Raw genomic sequence first — 13763 nt, 5'->3', positions numbered from 1 at the left:
CCCGATCCCGGGCTCAGTCCCCGCGCAGGACCGTCCTGCGCAGCTTCTTGGCCCGGCGCACCATCCGCCGGGCCGTCGCGTTGCGGGGCAGCCGCGCCAGCTGGGCGGGGACCCCGCCCGGCAGGCCGAGCCCGGTCAGCCGGCGCCGCTTGAAGTAGCGCCACGTGCGCTCGTCCAGGTGCCGGGAGAGGTACGCCTCCGCCTCGCCCCGCAGCTCCGGGTATATCTGCGGCTGCATCGCGAAGCCCACGGCCGCCAGCAGTCCCGGCAGGTGGGGGTCCGGGCGGTGGGTGCCCCGGTCGTCCAGCGGCGGCAGCAGCGCGTCCACGATGGTGATCGGCACCCGGTTGCTGTTCTGGTACGGGGACAGCCGGTCCAGCAGGATGTCCGTGCCGACCCGCGCCACCGGCAGGCCGTAGAACGCGGACGCCGTGAACAGCGCGGTGGAGAAGCACCCCACCACCAGCGCCGGCTTGATCCGCCGGAACAGCACCTCGGCCAGCACGGGGGAGTCGAGGACGGTCAGTTCGACCCCGGCGCTCTTCGCCTCGCTCTCCAGCAGCCGCGACCAGACGGCGGGGGCGGCCGGATGCGGCTTGAAGATCACCCGGGTGTGCCCGAGGGCCGCCGCGCCCTTCACCATCCGTACGTGCAGCTCCTCCTCCTCGGCCTCGGTGAGGATGCCGAGCGCCGAGAGGTACTGGCCGAGCAGCAGGGCGGGAGCGACCGCCGGGGTCTCGAACTGCTCCTCCGCGTCGGCGAGTTCGTCCAGCACGCGGACGAACACGTCCGTCGGCACCAGCTCCGGCTCGACACCGAACTCGGTGAGGAGCCGGGGCGTGAGCCCGGGGACGAGGTCGAGGTGCAGCAGCCTGCGCACCCGCCCGCCGATCAGCGGGTCGATCTTGGAGCGGGTGGGGCCGTAACTCATCAGCCCGTCCGCGTACACCTCCATCGAGGCGCCGCCGAGGATCTGCGCGATGGCCTGCGCGGGGTTGACCTGGATGGATTCCACGATCAGCTGGAGGTCGTCGTCACCGAGCCCCCACGCGAGCCGCAGATGGCGCTCCCAGAGGGGCAGGTCGTCGGGGCGCGGCTCCCAGACGGCCGGGTGGAAGGGCGCGATGGTCTCGTTCCACGACACCAGGTCGTCGAAGCGGCGGCGCAGGTGCGCGAAGCCCGGCATGTCGCTGACGGACGGGGTGAGTTCGGGCGTACCGGCGTTGTTGCTGACGACCAGCAGCCGCCGCCCGGCCGGCCGGTAGAGCCCCGCGTCGATCGCGGCGGCCAGCGTCGCGGCCCCGTACAGCGTGGACACGCAGAAGATCTGCGTCGTCCCCCGCGCACCGGTCACATAAGGCGAGGTCACCATCACGCGACCGCCTTCGCGGACGCCATGGACCGCTTGACCAGGCGGCGCAGCCGCTCCGAGCGCTCGAAGTCCATCGAATCCAGTGCTTCTTTCAAGAGGTCCTGGGGGAGGCGTTTCAGGGCGGCGGCGCTCAGCGAGCGCAGCTGCTTCGCCACCGCCGGTTCGAACCGTTCCTTCGCCCCCAGGTGGTGGGCGATGATCGCGCAGTACGTGCGCACGGCCTTGGCCAGGAACCGGTCGGCGTCGGCGTCCTTCGCCGTCTCCTCGATCACCTCGTCGAAGGCCCGGATGAAGTCGAGCTGGCGCACGTCACCGATCTGGGTGAGCGACGACGCCACCCCGCGCCGGTAGAACACCCCGAGCAGCCCGACGGCCGCGAAGGACTCCGCCTCGCGGTGCAGCCGCCAGATCCACGGCCGGTCCTCGGCGGTGCGCAGCCCGTGCGTGAAGTGCACCAGGCCCCGGTCGACGACGCGGCGGTGGTAGATCCCCGCCCACGCGTAGGCGTAGTCGACGGACGTGGTGCGGTGGGCGGGCAGGATCGCGTCGCGCGGGTTCAGCACCTCGCCGCGCCGGCCGACCGGGACCCGGTGGACCGTACGGGCCCTGCCGGTGAACTGGACATGATCCGTACGGACGAAGTCGCAGCCGAGGGCCTCGGCTGCGGTCACCAGCTGGGAGTAGTAACCGGGCGCCGCCCAGTCGTCCCCGTCCAGGAACGTCACGTACTCGCCGCGGGCCGCGTCGATGCCGGTGTTGCGCGCGGTGGCCAGACCGCCGTTCTTCTCATGTCTGAGGAGCACCGCTCCCGGAAGATCACGCTCCGCCCGTTCGAGTATTTCGGGAGTTCCGTCGGACGAACAGTCGTCCACGAGGAGGAACTCGAAGTCCTCACGGGCGTTGGCCCGCAGGCTTCTCAGTGTTTCGAGGGCATATGTCTGCACGTTGTAGAACGGCACGACAACAGAGAGCTTGACCACCCGCGTCACGCTAGAGGGCGCCTGATCGTCCACGCTGACATTCGGGCGCACGGAAGGTGAACGACGAGTGGCGGAATGATGAATCCAGTCGCTTCCGTCCCCCTGCCCCCATTCGTAGACGTGCTGTTAACCCTTTATTGCCATTGAGTTGGGCTGACGAAGGGAATCACTTCCTAACGTCCAGGACGTGCCATCACGTACCAGTCCAGCGGTCCGGGTCGCGGTGCTCGCCGACTCCGACACCCGGTGGAAATGGGGCGCGCTGACCGCGCGCCGCATCGCCCCGGAAGACCGCTCCGTCGAGCTCAGCGGGTTCCTGCTGCGCGGCCGAGCCACGCCCACCGCCCGACAGCTCGCCGAGGTCGGGGCGGACGCCGATGCCCTGCGCGAGATGACCGGTACCGCCTTCCTGAAGAACCTCCGCGAGGAGCCGTACGACATCGTCGTCCTGGCCCTCGTCGGCGGCGCCGTCCAGGCCATGCTCCACGGCATGGCCGCCCTCGGCCTGCCGGACCGGCCCCTCGTCGTCACCGGCTACGTCGGGGTCGTCTACGAGAAGCTCGCCGACGGACTGCTGCTGCGCCACGGCGCCGATGTCGTCCTCGCCAACTCCCGCTACGACGCCAAGCGCTTCCGCGAGGTGTACGAAGGGGTCGGCGCCGACGCCTCCTCCGTCACCGAGGCGGCCCTGCCCTTCCTCGCCGGGGAGCGGTACGTCCCCGAGGAGGGCCGCGACACCGTCGTCTTCGCCGCGCAGCCGTCCGTACCGGTGAGCCGCGCCGACCGTACGTACGTGCTCAAGCGCCTCGTCGAGCACGCCCGGCTGCACCCCCGCCGCGAAGTGCTCCTCAAGCTGCGCAGCAAGCCCGGCGAGCAGACGACGCACATCGAGGAGTTCCCGTACCAGAAGCTCGCCGAGCGCCTGCCCGGCGGCCTGCCGCCCAACTTCCAGCTGGTGTACGGGCACATGGGCGAGGTCCTGGACCGTACCGACCTCCTGGTCACCGTCTCCTCGACGGCCGCGCTCGAATCGCTGCACCGGCGCATCCCCACCGCGATCCTCACCGACCTCGGCATCCGTGAGCCGCTGGGCAACCACCACTTCATCGGCTCGGGCTGCCTCGCGTCCTGGGACCAGCTGGACGGCGGCTACCGCCCGAAGGCCGACGTCGTCTGGGCCGACCGGCAGGGCGTCGCCGCCGACGGCGCGTACGAATCGGCCTTCGACCAGGCCCGCGCCCACGTCGCGAAGCTGCTCGCCCAGTCCGAACTGCCGCCGCTGCGCCCGTACTACACGGCCACCACCGCACCCGGCTACCTGCCGCCCCTGCTCGCCCGCTACCACCTGGCCGCCGACGGGACACCCCTCCCGGGCGCCCGCGCCGAGTCGAGCGACGACTCCCGGATGCGGCGCGCGGTGCGCGAAGCCGTACGGGGAGCGGCGCGCGGCGCGTACCGGCACGGCGTGCAGCGCGTGGCCCCCGTCATCCGCCGCATGGGCGAACTGTGACCGGCCCGGCCGCGCACGCGGCCGACCACACGACGCAACGATCCGCGAACCGCCCGGTGGCCCGCCCTCCGGACCCGTCCACGGACCGGTCCACGGGCCGGTCCCCGGACCAAGGAGCACAGATGAACGCCGTCCTCGCCGTGATCCCCGCCCGCGGCGGATCCAAGGGCGTGCCCGCCAAGAACCTCGCCCCCGTCGGCGGCGTCCCGCTCGTCGTCCGCGCGGTCCGCGCCTGCCTCGCCGCCCGGCACGTGACCGACGTCGTCGTCTCCACCGACGACGCGGCCATCGCCGACGTCGCCAGGACCGCCGGCGCCGAGGTCGTGCTGCGCCCCGCCGCCATCGCGGGGGACACCGCGACCAGCGAGGCCGCCGTCCTGCACGCGATGGACGCGTACCACGCGATGCGCGGAATCACCGCCGACGTGGTGCTCCTCGTGCAGTGCACCAGCCCGTTCATCACCGCCGAGGACCTCGACGGCGTCGTGACGGCCCTCACCGAGGACGGCGCCGACTCCGCCCTCACCGTCGCCCCCACCCACGGCTTCATCTGGCGCGACGACCGCACGGGCAGCACCGAACGCGACGGCTACGGCGTCAACCACGACAAGGCCAACCGCCCCCGCCGCCAGGACCGGCCGCAGGAGTACCTGGAGACCGGCGCCGCCTACGCGATGCGCGCCCCCGGATTCCGCGCCGCCCAGCACCGCTTCTTCGGCCGCACCGCGCTCGTCACCACCGACCCCGCCCGGGTCCTGGAGATCGACGACCCGCACGACCTGGCCCGGGCCCGCGCCCTCGCGCCGCTCCTCGACCCGGCCGCGCTGCCCGTCCACGACGACATCGACGCCGTCGTCCTCGACTTCGACGGGACCCAGACCGACGACAAGGTCCTCATCGACTCCGACGGCCGCGAAATGGTCGCCGTCCACCGCGGCGACGGCCTCGGCATCGCCGCGCTGCGCCGCTCCGGGCTGGAACTGCTCATCCTCTCCACCGAGCAGAACCCCGTCGTCGCGGCCCGCGCCCGCAAACTCCAGGTCCCCGTCCTGCACGGCATCGACCGCAAGGACCTGGCGCTCAAGCAGTGGTGCGACGAGCACGGCATCGCGCCCGAGCGCGTGCTGTACGTCGGCAACGACGTCAACGACCTCGGCTGCTTCGGGCTCGTCGGCTGGCCGGTGGCCGTCGCGAGCGCCCATGACGCCGTACGCGCCGCGGCGCGTGCCGTCACCACGACTCCGGGCGGCGAAGGGGCGATCCGTGAGATCGCCGCCTGGTTGCTGGGACCGGGACTCCACGTCCCGTCCTCGCGGGAGAAGACCCCCACGTCTCACGCTCTCCGCCCGAACGACACCCCCCACACGATCAACGCCCACGACAAGTAAGGACCCCTCATGAGCACCGACGCCACCTCCCGCCTGCGCACCCTCGGCACGCGGACCGCCGGCCCCGGTCGCCCCGTCTATGTCACGGGTGAGATCGGCATCAACCACAACGGCGAGCTGGACAACGCCCTCGCCCTGATCGACGTCGCCGCCGACGCGGGCTGCGACGCGGTCAAGTTCCAGAAGCGCACCCCGGAGATCTGCACCCCGCGCGACCAGTGGGACATCGAGCGCGACACCCCCTGGGGCCGGATGACGTACATCGACTACCGCCACCGCGTCGAGTTCGGCGAGGACGAGTACCGCACCATCGACGAGCACTGCAAGAAGCGCGGCATCGACTGGTTCGCCTCCCCGTGGGACACCGAGGCCGTCGCCTTCCTGGAGAAGTTCGACGTCCCCGCCCACAAGGTCGCCTCCGCGTCCCTCACCGACGACGAGCTGCTGCGCGCCCTGCGCGCCACCGGCCGTACGGTCATCCTCTCCACCGGCATGTCGACGCCGAAGCAGATCCGCCACGCGGTCGAGGTCCTCGGCAGCGACAACATCCTGCTCTGCCACGCCACGTCGACGTACCCGGCCAAGGCCGAGGAGCTGAACCTCCGCGTCATCAACACCCTCCAGGCGGAGTACCCGAACGTCCCGATCGGCTACAGCGGCCACGAGACCGGTCTCCAGACCACCCTCGCCGCCGTCGCCCTCGGCGCCGCGTTCGTCGAGCGCCACATCACCCTCGACCGCGCGATGTGGGGCTCCGACCAGGCCGCCTCCGTCGAGCCGCAGGGCCTCCAGCGCCTCGTCCGTGACATCCGCACGATCGAGGCGTCCCTCGGTGACGGTGTCAAGAAGGTCTACGAGTCGGAGCTCGGCCCGATGAAGAAGCTCCGCCGCGTCGCGGGCGTCGTTGCCGAGTCCACCGAGCCGGTCTCGGTCTGACGACCATGCCGACCCCCAGCGCGGGCAGCGCCCCGCACTCGCAAGCGATCGCGTTCGTCGAGAGCCCGGTCCAGCTGCTGAACGTGCTGGAGTGGGCCAGGACGTCCGTCGTACTCGACGGTGCCGCCGATCCCCGTACCGGCGGTGCTCCCGCCGGGCGGGCCGGCGCGCTCACCGTCGTCGTCCTGTCCCCGACCGACCCCATGTCGCGCGGCCAGCTCAGGCGGATGGCCGACCTGGCCCGCGACGAGGGGTTCACCGTGCGCTGGGAAGAGGCGCGGGGCGGGGCGGGGGCGCCGCTGCGGACCGTACGGCAGCTGACCCCGCTGCTGCGGAGGGCGGACCGGATCGTGATCGGCGATCCGTTCTCCCGGTACGTACAGCTCCTGCTCACGCTCGTCGGCGGCAAGCGGCTGACGGTCGTGGACGACGGCACGGCGACCATGGAGTTCATCGGCCAGGTCGCCCGCGGGGAGCGCCTGGTGCGCTGGCACCGGCGCGGGAGCGGGCGGGGGCCGCGCGAGCTGGTCCTGGCCCCGGTCACCGCGGCGGCCCGGCGGCGGCTCACGCCGTCCGCCGACCGCCCGGTGGAGGTCTTCACCTCGATGCCGGTGGACGAGGTGCCGGAGGGCATCGAGGTCACCCCGAACACCTTCGAGTGGACGAAGGCCACCTTCGGCCCGCCGTCGATCACCGAGACGGCGGACATGGTGGGCACTTCGCTGGTGGAGACCGGCGTGGTGGACGTCGACCAGTACATCGCGGCGGTCATCTCCCTGGCCCGTACGCACAACGCCGCCCGCTACTTCGCGCACCGCCGCGAGAGCGTGGAGAAACTGCACCGCCTCCACGCGGACACGGGCCTGGAGATCGTCCGCCCCGACCTCCCCCTGGAACTGATCGCCCGCCGCGGCCCCATCGGCAGCACGGTCCTCAGCTTCCCGTCCACGGTGGTCCACACCCTGCCCCTGGCCCTGGCGGGCACGGGCGTACGGATCGCGGTCTGCGACATCGCTCCGGAATGGCTCAAGTCCTCGGCGTCCCCCCGGGCCCAGGGCTTCCTCTCCGGCGTCACGACGACAGCCAAGGACGTCCACCGCCTCTCCCGCCTCCCGTCCCCGGCCTGACGCGCCGACACCCCACCCGGCCCCCACCCCGGCACCCGGGCGGGGCCGTTCCTCACGCTTCTCCTGACGCCCCACCAAGCCCGAGTGCGTCCTGGAGCGGCACAAAGGTGCAGCCGTGCAGCCCCATCACCAGCTGCGCGGCCACGACCCAGCGGACATCCGGGTCGGTGTAGGCACGGGTGACCCCCTCAACGGCCTTGGGAATCAGTCCATCCGGCACGTAACGGGCCCCATGCACGCCACTGACCCGAGGCTCCCGCACCCGCACGGCGACAAACGTGCCACGCAGGTAGGGGCAGGCGCGAACGGACTTCGCCGCACAGGGCAGACACACGGGCGGATGGGTCGCCGCCATGTCCTCCGGCCACCCGGGCCAGTCGCCACGCTCGTCCCGGACCAGCCAGAGCACCCCTAACTCGTTGCGGTCGGCGGGCCCCGCGCACACCTGACACAACAACTTCCGCATGGCCCGACGCTGCCGCAGCGGGTGAACACCGCCGAACTCGGGCCGTCCCTGACCCCGTTTGAGCAGACAACGTCTCCACAGGACGCCTTCCTGATCGCGGTCCTGAAGGATCTCGTCGGGGTATGCGATGCCGCCGCGCCGGGCTGTCACGAGGGGCGGACCTGTGCGCTCCGCGCTCCAGACGGTGATGTAGGGCACGACAGCCGGCCGACGCGGCGCGTCGTCGTTCCTCGGGAAACCCATGGCTCGCCTCCGTGTGACGTGGGATGTGGCACTGTGTCAACTATGACGGTAGGAGTTCCCAAAGTATCAAGTCCTACTTTTTGGTTGCGCGGAAGCCGGTTGCCGTTACAGTCGGCTACCGGCAGACTTGACCTGCACAGTCGTAGGGAGGGGCGACCCGCGCATGCCCATCAACAACAACCCGACGATCCGTCAGCGACGCCTCGCACGGCAGCTCCGGGAGCTGCGGACGGCAGCCGGACTGACCTACGCGGATGTCGCGCCGGTGTTGGGTTCGGCGGAATCCAAGATCGGGCGCATCGAGAACGGGCAGTCGGGCGTGAGGCTTCCGGACCTCCGGGCGCTCATGGACGCCTACGGCGTGACAGATCCCGATCAGCGAAGCGCAATTGAGCAGCTTGCCCGCGAGGCAAAGCAGAAGGGTTGGTGGTCGCGGTACGCCAAGGCCGTGGATTCCGCGTACGCCGCCTACATCGCTGTCGAGTCGGACGCGGCTGAGCTTTACAACGTAGAGACCAACTTGATCCCGGGACTTCTTCAAACCCCCGAGTACACTGACGCGTTGATCCGGCTACAGAATCCCGACTTCTCTGACGAGGCCGTCACCTCGCAGATCGACGTGCGGCGGGAGCGTCGTAAAATCCTGGCGCGCGACAATCCGCTTCAACTGTGGGTCGTCATCTCGGAGAGCGTGCTGTACCACCGCGTCGGAGGTCGCGCGGTCATGAAGGCGCAGCTGGAAGCGTTGATCGAGGACAGCGGTCGATCGAACATTCAGTTGCAGGTGTTGCCGCGTGAGGACCCGATGAACGCGTGTCTCTTCGGACCGTTCGTCATCATGAGCTTCCCGGCTCCGGTCGAGACGGACATCACCTACACCGAATCCCCTACGAGTACGTTGTACTACGAAGAGGAACCCGATGTGGAGACTTACACAACGCTTTTCCGAAGGTTGAACATGGCTGCCGCCAACGTTGACAGATCAAGAAACCTGATCACGGACGCCGTCAAAGAGATGATGTAGATCATGAATTCATCAGCCGAATCCCCGTCGGGCCCCGATGCGGTGTGGGTGAAGTCCTCCTACTCGGGAACCAACGGTAATTGCATAGAGATTGCCGCGCTGGCCGACGGTTACCAGGCTGTACGCGACAGCAAGATACGAAGCAGCCCCACACTGGTGTTCACCCCCACCCAGTTCACCGCGTTCGTCCTGGGCGTCGCACATGGTCAGATCGGCTGACCCTCGATCGTGGATGAGCCGATACGGAAAGCGGGCGGCGACCCATTCGTCACGCCCTGGGGTCACTTCGAGGAATGGCTGCGCCAAAACGCGTACGCGGCAGCGCATCGGCAATGGATGCGATGGCTTACTTGGCGATCGGCTCGCTATTGATTACTTGGATTTTCCGAGGGAACAAACGAGATGTGCTGCGCAACTTTGCGGACAGCGCCATTGTGCTGCGCCTTCTCGCGATGGTCGCACTTTCCATCTTGATGTTCATGGACCTGGTCAATGGATGACCGGGGGTCGCGCCTTGACTTCCTCGCACGCGCCATATCGGCCTTCCCTCTCCGGCGCGCAACTTTAATCCGTCGATCCAGTCCCATAGAAACCCTCTTCCCGCTGTGTCCGTCATGGTGGTGTGGTCGGCTGCGGCATTCCTGCCCGCATTGCCCGCCGCGCTACTGAACTTGATTGGGTGATGTCGGTGCCGTTCGCCTGACAGGTGGGTGTCGGCACCGGTAGCCCTGGGGTGTGAGGTACGCGCAGGGCGGCGGACTGACCGACGCCGAAAGAACTACGCGGGAGCGGTTGCGGCTACAGGCCGTGGAGCGTTTCGAGAGCGGGTAGAAGAACGCGGAGGTTGCCGCTGCCCTGCGGATCTGGGGGACTGACGTGACTCATTCCTCCTCCCAGTTCGCGTAGTCGCCCATCGCCGCGTCATCGCACAAGGTCTCCCACAACCCGTTGTCTGCGAGTGCGGTGGCATCGAGAGCAGCGAGGAGCCGTCGAAGCTCGTCCGCCACCTCCTGGAACCTGTCCTCCTCGTCCTCCTCGTAGAAGGGGAAGCGAGCGATGATGCCCGCGACGCACCGGTGGAAGGCCCTGAGGTCCCTGTTCACATGCCAGGCGGTCGCGGACCCGATCTTGGGGATCTGCACGACGCGATGCGAAGCCACATCGACGCCGAGCCGACCGAACAGGCCGCTGGACCCAAAGACGACCAACCCGCCCTCACCGATCCCGTCCAGGAGCGTCGCCTCAGTCAGCGGTTGGTACTCATAACCGATCAGCCCTGCCGGGACGCCGACTTCCCGCAGATCGGCGGCGATCTCGGCAGGCAGCTCTGATGAGCAGCCGATACGGACCACGGCGTACTGGGGCAACGGCAACGGCGGGAAGTCTCGGATCACGCAACCATCATCCTCGTGCTCCGGCCACACCGGGAAGGCGCGAGCTGGCCCCTGCCACCCTGCGGCGGGACCCGACAGCACTCATCAAGTTCAGTAGCCTCTCCGCCGGCTCTCCGGACCTGGCCGACCCGTGGTCTCGGATGCCACCGCACCGAACACTTCCGGCTCGGCCCGCGGTAGGGGCACGGACACATCCGCACCCCCCGGCTCGGAGTACGTCCTGGCGCCCCCGGTCAGCGACCTGGTCGGGTGCCGTGGCCAGGATCCGTTCCCGGTCCCCGATCTCCGCGCTCGCGTCCGGCGGCCCGGCGTACGCGGCGATGGCGTCGGTCGTCCCACGCGAAGCGCTGACCCAGGCCCTCCCCGTCCGTATGGATCCGTATAACTGGATCTATACGGATCGGTATATGTGGGGCGCTACGAGAGAAGGGCGGCGACGGGATGCGGGAGGGCGGGTGAGGCTGGAGTGTGGGGTGGGGGACGCCCTCGATACCCACCTCGCCGTCTCACTATGCGGGCCGTCCGCTCGAATTTTGGCTGGGTGGCTGAAATTTTTGTTGATCGCTGGGTAGTTGACCTAGGAAGAGCCCTAACCTTCAGAAGGTGAACCACTTGACGTCCCGTGAGTCCGATGTCCCCCCGGCCGGCGAAGCAGCGTTGCCCGGTGCGCTTCCCGAAGGGTTGCGCGCCGAGCTGATCGCGTTCCGCCGGGACATGCACATGCACCCTGAGCTGGGCAATCAGGAGGTCCGCGCCACCGCGGCGATCAAGCGGCGGCTGGAGCTGGCGGGGCTGGAGCCCCGGGTGCTGGGCAGCGGGACCGGGCTCATCTGCGACATCGGGGAGATCGGGGAGGCCGGCGGGGTGTCCCCGCAGGGCGTGCGGCCCGTGCTGGCGATCCGTGGCGACATCGACGCCCTGCCCATCCCGGACACCAAAATCGGCGTGGAATACCGCTCCACCATCCCCGACCGCGCCCACGCGTGCGGCCACGACGTGCACACCACCGCCGTCCTCGGCGCCGGACTGGTCCTCGCCGACCTCCACCGCCGGGGCCTCCTGCCGAACCCGGTCCGGCTGATCTTCCAGCCCGCCGAGGAGGTCATGCCCGGCGGCGCGCTCGCCGCCATCGCCTCCGGCGCCCTCGTCGGCGTCGGACGGATCATCGCCGTCCACTGCGACCCCAAGGTCGACGCCGGCCTCATCGCCCTGCGGGCCGGCCCCATCACCTCCGCCTGCGACCGGCTGGAGGTCACCCTCGACGGCCCCGGCGGCCACACCGCGCGCCCGCACCTCACCACGGACCTCGTCACCGCCGTCGCGAAGGTGGCCGCCGAGGTGCCCGCGCTGCTCGCCCGCCGGGTCGACGCCCGGTCGGGGCTCGTCCTGACCTGGGGCCGTATCGAATCGGGCCACGCGGCCAACGTCATCCCGCAGCACGCGGAGCTGTCCGGCACGGTCCGCTGCCTGGAGCTCTCCGCCTGGCACGACGCCCCCGACCTGATCCACGCAGCCGTGGACGAGATCGCCGCGCTGCATCACGCCAAGACCGAGGTGACGTACGTACGGGGCGTCCCGCCCGTCGTCAACGACGTCGTCGTCACCGAACTGCTCCGGGACGCGCAGACCGCCCGCCGCGGGTTGTATGCGATCGAGGACACCGAGCAGAGCCTCGGCGGCGAGGACTTCTCCTGGTACCTGGAGCAGGTCCCCGGCGCGATGGCCCGCCTCGGCGTCCGCCCGCCCGGCGACAGCACGCGCTACGACCTCCACCGAGGCGATTTCGACGTGGACGAGCAGGCGATCGGGGTCGCCGTCGAGCTGTTCACCGCCGCCGCGATGCTGGCCTGAGCGGTGGGTGTACGGGTGTGAGGGAAGCGGATGCCCAGCCGCGCGGGCGGCGGGGGTACGGCCCCGGGGAGAGCACGGCTCCCCGGGGTGCCCGGACGGTCACCCGGGGTGCCCGCCGGGGTTCGAAGACGATCCGATAACGACTGGTGAACGTGTCTTTAACTGACATCTACGCGCGTTACGATCGGCGCGAAACCAGCGCCAACGGAGGCGCTTCGAGTGAAAGGGCCCCCTCGTGCGCCGGGTATCCAAGATCGCTGTAGCGGGCATAGCCTCAGCTGCACTCGCCCTCACCGCCACCGCGTGTGGCAGTACATCCGCCGACAAGGCCAAGGATGACGCGGCCCCGTCCGGCTCGTCCTCCGCGAAGTCGGGTGTCAAGGTCGGCATCGCCTACGACGTGGGCGGCCGTGGCGACCACTCCTTCAACGACTCCGCCGCGCGCGGCGTCGACAAGGCCAAGGCCGAGTTCGGCGGCGAGGTCAAGGAGCTGACGGCCAAGACCACCGACACCGAGGCCGACCGCGTCGACCGCCTGACGCAGCTCGCCGAGGCGGGCTACAGCCCCGTCATCGGCATCGGCTACGCGTACGCCAACTCGATGAAGGCGGTGGCCGCGAAGTTCCCCGCCACCACCTTCGGCATCGTCGACTCGGTCGTGGACGCCAAGAACGTCGACAACATCGTCTTCACCGAGGAGCAGGGCTCCTACCTCGGTGGCGTCGCGGCGGCGCTCAAGACCAAGAAGGACCGCGTCGGCTTCATCGGCGGGGTCGACGTCCCGCTCATCAAGAAGTTCGAGGCGGGTTACGTCCAGGGTGTCCACGACACCAACCCGAAGATCAAGGTCGACGTCCAGTACCTGTCGCACGGCTCCGACACCTCCGGGTTCGCCAGCCCCGACAAGGGCAAGGCCGCCGCCCAGGGCATGCTCGACAACGGCGCCGACGTGATCTACAGCGCCGCGGGCTCCTCCGGCTCCGGTGCGATCGAGGCCGTCAACGGCTCGAAGGGCGCCTGGGCCATCGGCGTCGACTCGGACCAGTACAACCAGGTCTCCCTCGCCAAGTACAAGAGCTCGATCCTCACCTCGGTCGTCAAGAACGTCGACGTCGGCGTCTACGACCTGGTGAAGTCGATCAACGACAAGAAGCCGCTGGTCGGCACCAACGCCTACTCGCTGGCCAAGGACGGTGTGTCGCTGTCCACCAGCGGTGGCTTCATCGCCGACATCCAGCCCAAGATCGACGCCGCCAAGGCCAAGATCGTGGACGGCTCGATCAAGGTCAAGACCACCCCGTGACCTGCTCCGGCGCCCGGTTCTCCACCGGGCGCCGGTTCTGTGTACGGGCCCGGTGAAGGTACTCCGACCCTTTCGCCGGGCCCATAACGATGTATCAACTCTACGCGCGTAGGCGTGAGTTGACACGCTAGCGTCACCGAACGCCCCCCGCCCCAACGCTCCTTCTCCG

Annotated in this window: 13 protein-coding genes; 9 read left to right on the top strand and 4 right to left on the bottom strand. The window is 69.5% G+C overall.

The features are described from left to right. Positions 1 to 13: 13 nt before the first annotated feature. Both ACIODU_RS20655 and ACIODU_RS20650 read right to left on the bottom strand, forming a co-directional pair. Positions 14 to 1372 carry a polysialyltransferase family glycosyltransferase gene (locus ACIODU_RS20655; RefSeq protein ID WP_401769316.1) on the bottom strand — a complete coding sequence of 453 codons (1359 nt, stop codon included), beginning with the start codon at positions 1370 to 1372 and terminating at the stop codon, positions 14 to 16. Next, entirely contained in the window at positions 1372 to 2352 is a 981-nt protein-coding gene (locus tag ACIODU_RS20650; RefSeq protein ID WP_401769517.1) for a glycosyltransferase family 2 protein, read from the bottom strand. Before ACIODU_RS20650 ends, ACIODU_RS20655 begins: the two co-directional genes overlap by 1 nt. A gap of 187 nt (positions 2353 to 2539) precedes the next feature. On the opposite strand from ACIODU_RS20650, the gene ACIODU_RS20645 reads away from it, so the two are divergent. From ACIODU_RS20645 to ACIODU_RS20630, 4 genes are all read left to right on the top strand, one after another. Then, positions 2540 to 3862 carry a DUF6716 putative glycosyltransferase gene (locus tag ACIODU_RS20645; protein ID WP_401769314.1) on the top strand — a complete coding sequence of 441 codons (1323 nt, stop codon included), beginning with the start codon at positions 2540 to 2542 and terminating at the stop codon, positions 3860 to 3862. A 122-nt stretch (positions 3863 to 3984) separates the two neighbouring features. Next, entirely contained in the window at positions 3985 to 5250 is a 1266-nt protein-coding gene (locus ACIODU_RS20640) for a cytidylyltransferase domain-containing protein (protein WP_401769312.1), read from the top strand. 9 nt (positions 5251 to 5259) lie between these two features. Further along, the gene (locus ACIODU_RS20635) at positions 5260 to 6186 is read left to right on the top strand and encodes an N-acetylneuraminate synthase family protein (protein WP_327234846.1); all 927 of its coding nucleotides are present in this window, start codon (positions 5260 to 5262) and stop codon (positions 6184 to 6186) included. 5 nt (positions 6187 to 6191) lie between these two features. Beyond that, a complete protein-coding gene (locus tag ACIODU_RS20630; RefSeq protein ID WP_401769310.1) occupies positions 6192 to 7313 on the top strand; it encodes a hypothetical protein in 1122 nt (373 codons plus the stop codon). A 52-nt stretch (positions 7314 to 7365) separates the two neighbouring features. On the opposite strand, the gene ACIODU_RS20625 is transcribed toward ACIODU_RS20630, so the two are convergent. After that, positions 7366 to 8022, bottom strand: a complete 657-nt coding sequence (locus tag ACIODU_RS20625; protein ID WP_401769308.1) for a hypothetical protein — start codon at positions 8020 to 8022, stop codon at positions 7366 to 7368. 163 nt (positions 8023 to 8185) lie between these two features. On the opposite strand from ACIODU_RS20625, the gene ACIODU_RS20620 reads away from it, so the two are divergent. From ACIODU_RS20620 to ACIODU_RS20610, 3 genes are all read left to right on the top strand, one after another. Beyond that, positions 8186 to 9046, top strand: a complete 861-nt coding sequence (locus ACIODU_RS20620; RefSeq protein WP_401769306.1) for a helix-turn-helix domain-containing protein — start codon at positions 8186 to 8188, stop codon at positions 9044 to 9046. A 3-nt stretch (positions 9047 to 9049) separates the two neighbouring features. Continuing rightward, on the top strand, positions 9050 to 9265 hold the full coding sequence (locus ACIODU_RS20615; protein ID WP_401769304.1) for a DUF397 domain-containing protein: 216 nt from the start codon (positions 9050 to 9052) through the stop codon (positions 9263 to 9265). Positions 9266 to 9339: 74 nt separating this feature from the next. Continuing rightward, positions 9340 to 9546 carry a hypothetical protein gene (locus tag ACIODU_RS20610; RefSeq protein ID WP_401769302.1) on the top strand — a complete coding sequence of 69 codons (207 nt, stop codon included), beginning with the start codon at positions 9340 to 9342 and terminating at the stop codon, positions 9544 to 9546. Positions 9547 to 9927: 381 nt separating this feature from the next. Here ACIODU_RS20610 and ACIODU_RS20605 read toward each other — a convergent pair whose 3' ends face one another. Then, on the bottom strand, positions 9928 to 10440 hold the full coding sequence (locus tag ACIODU_RS20605; protein WP_401769300.1) for an SUKH-4 family immunity protein: 513 nt from the start codon (positions 10438 to 10440) through the stop codon (positions 9928 to 9930). 603 nt (positions 10441 to 11043) lie between these two features. Between ACIODU_RS20605 and ACIODU_RS20600 the strand changes: the two genes are divergently transcribed. Continuing rightward, on the top strand, positions 11044 to 12291 hold the full coding sequence (locus tag ACIODU_RS20600; RefSeq protein WP_401769298.1) for an amidohydrolase: 1248 nt from the start codon (positions 11044 to 11046) through the stop codon (positions 12289 to 12291). A gap of 235 nt (positions 12292 to 12526) precedes the next feature. Continuing rightward, complete coding sequence (locus ACIODU_RS20595; RefSeq protein ID WP_356423892.1) at positions 12527 to 13594, top strand: BMP family ABC transporter substrate-binding protein; 1068 nt, start codon at positions 12527 to 12529, stop codon at positions 13592 to 13594. The last annotated feature ends 169 nt before the right edge of the window (positions 13595 to 13763 follow it).

The sequence above is a fragment of the Streptomyces sp. NPDC088261 genome (assembly GCF_044740805.1).
Lineage (GTDB): Bacteria > Actinomycetota > Actinomycetes > Streptomycetales > Streptomycetaceae > Streptomyces.
The sequence above is the reverse complement of the archived record's forward strand: the minus strand, read 5'-3'. Positions and strand labels throughout refer to the sequence as shown.

What these genes read in the sequence shown, in the direction of transcription:
- ACIODU_RS20655 (WP_401769316.1), bottom strand. Translation starts at nt 1,372, where the DNA reads ATGGTGACCTCGCCTTATGTGACCGGTGCGCGGGGGACGACGCAGATC.
- ACIODU_RS20640 (WP_401769312.1), top strand. Translation starts at nt 3,985, where the DNA reads ATGAACGCCGTCCTCGCCGTGATCCCCGCCCGCGGCGGATCCAAGGGC.
- ACIODU_RS20635 (WP_327234846.1), top strand. Translation starts at nt 5,260, where the DNA reads ATGAGCACCGACGCCACCTCCCGCCTGCGCACCCTCGGCACGCGGACC.
- ACIODU_RS20630 (WP_401769310.1), top strand. Translation starts at nt 6,192, where the DNA reads ATGCCGACCCCCAGCGCGGGCAGCGCCCCGCACTCGCAAGCGATCGCG.
- ACIODU_RS20625 (WP_401769308.1), bottom strand. Translation starts at nt 8,022, where the DNA reads ATGGGTTTCCCGAGGAACGACGACGCGCCGCGTCGGCCGGCTGTCGTG.
- ACIODU_RS20620 (WP_401769306.1), top strand. Translation starts at nt 8,186, where the DNA reads ATGCCCATCAACAACAACCCGACGATCCGTCAGCGACGCCTCGCACGG.
- ACIODU_RS20615 (WP_401769304.1), top strand. Translation starts at nt 9,050, where the DNA reads ATGAATTCATCAGCCGAATCCCCGTCGGGCCCCGATGCGGTGTGGGTG.
- ACIODU_RS20610 (WP_401769302.1), top strand. Translation starts at nt 9,340, where the DNA reads ATGGCTGCGCCAAAACGCGTACGCGGCAGCGCATCGGCAATGGATGCG.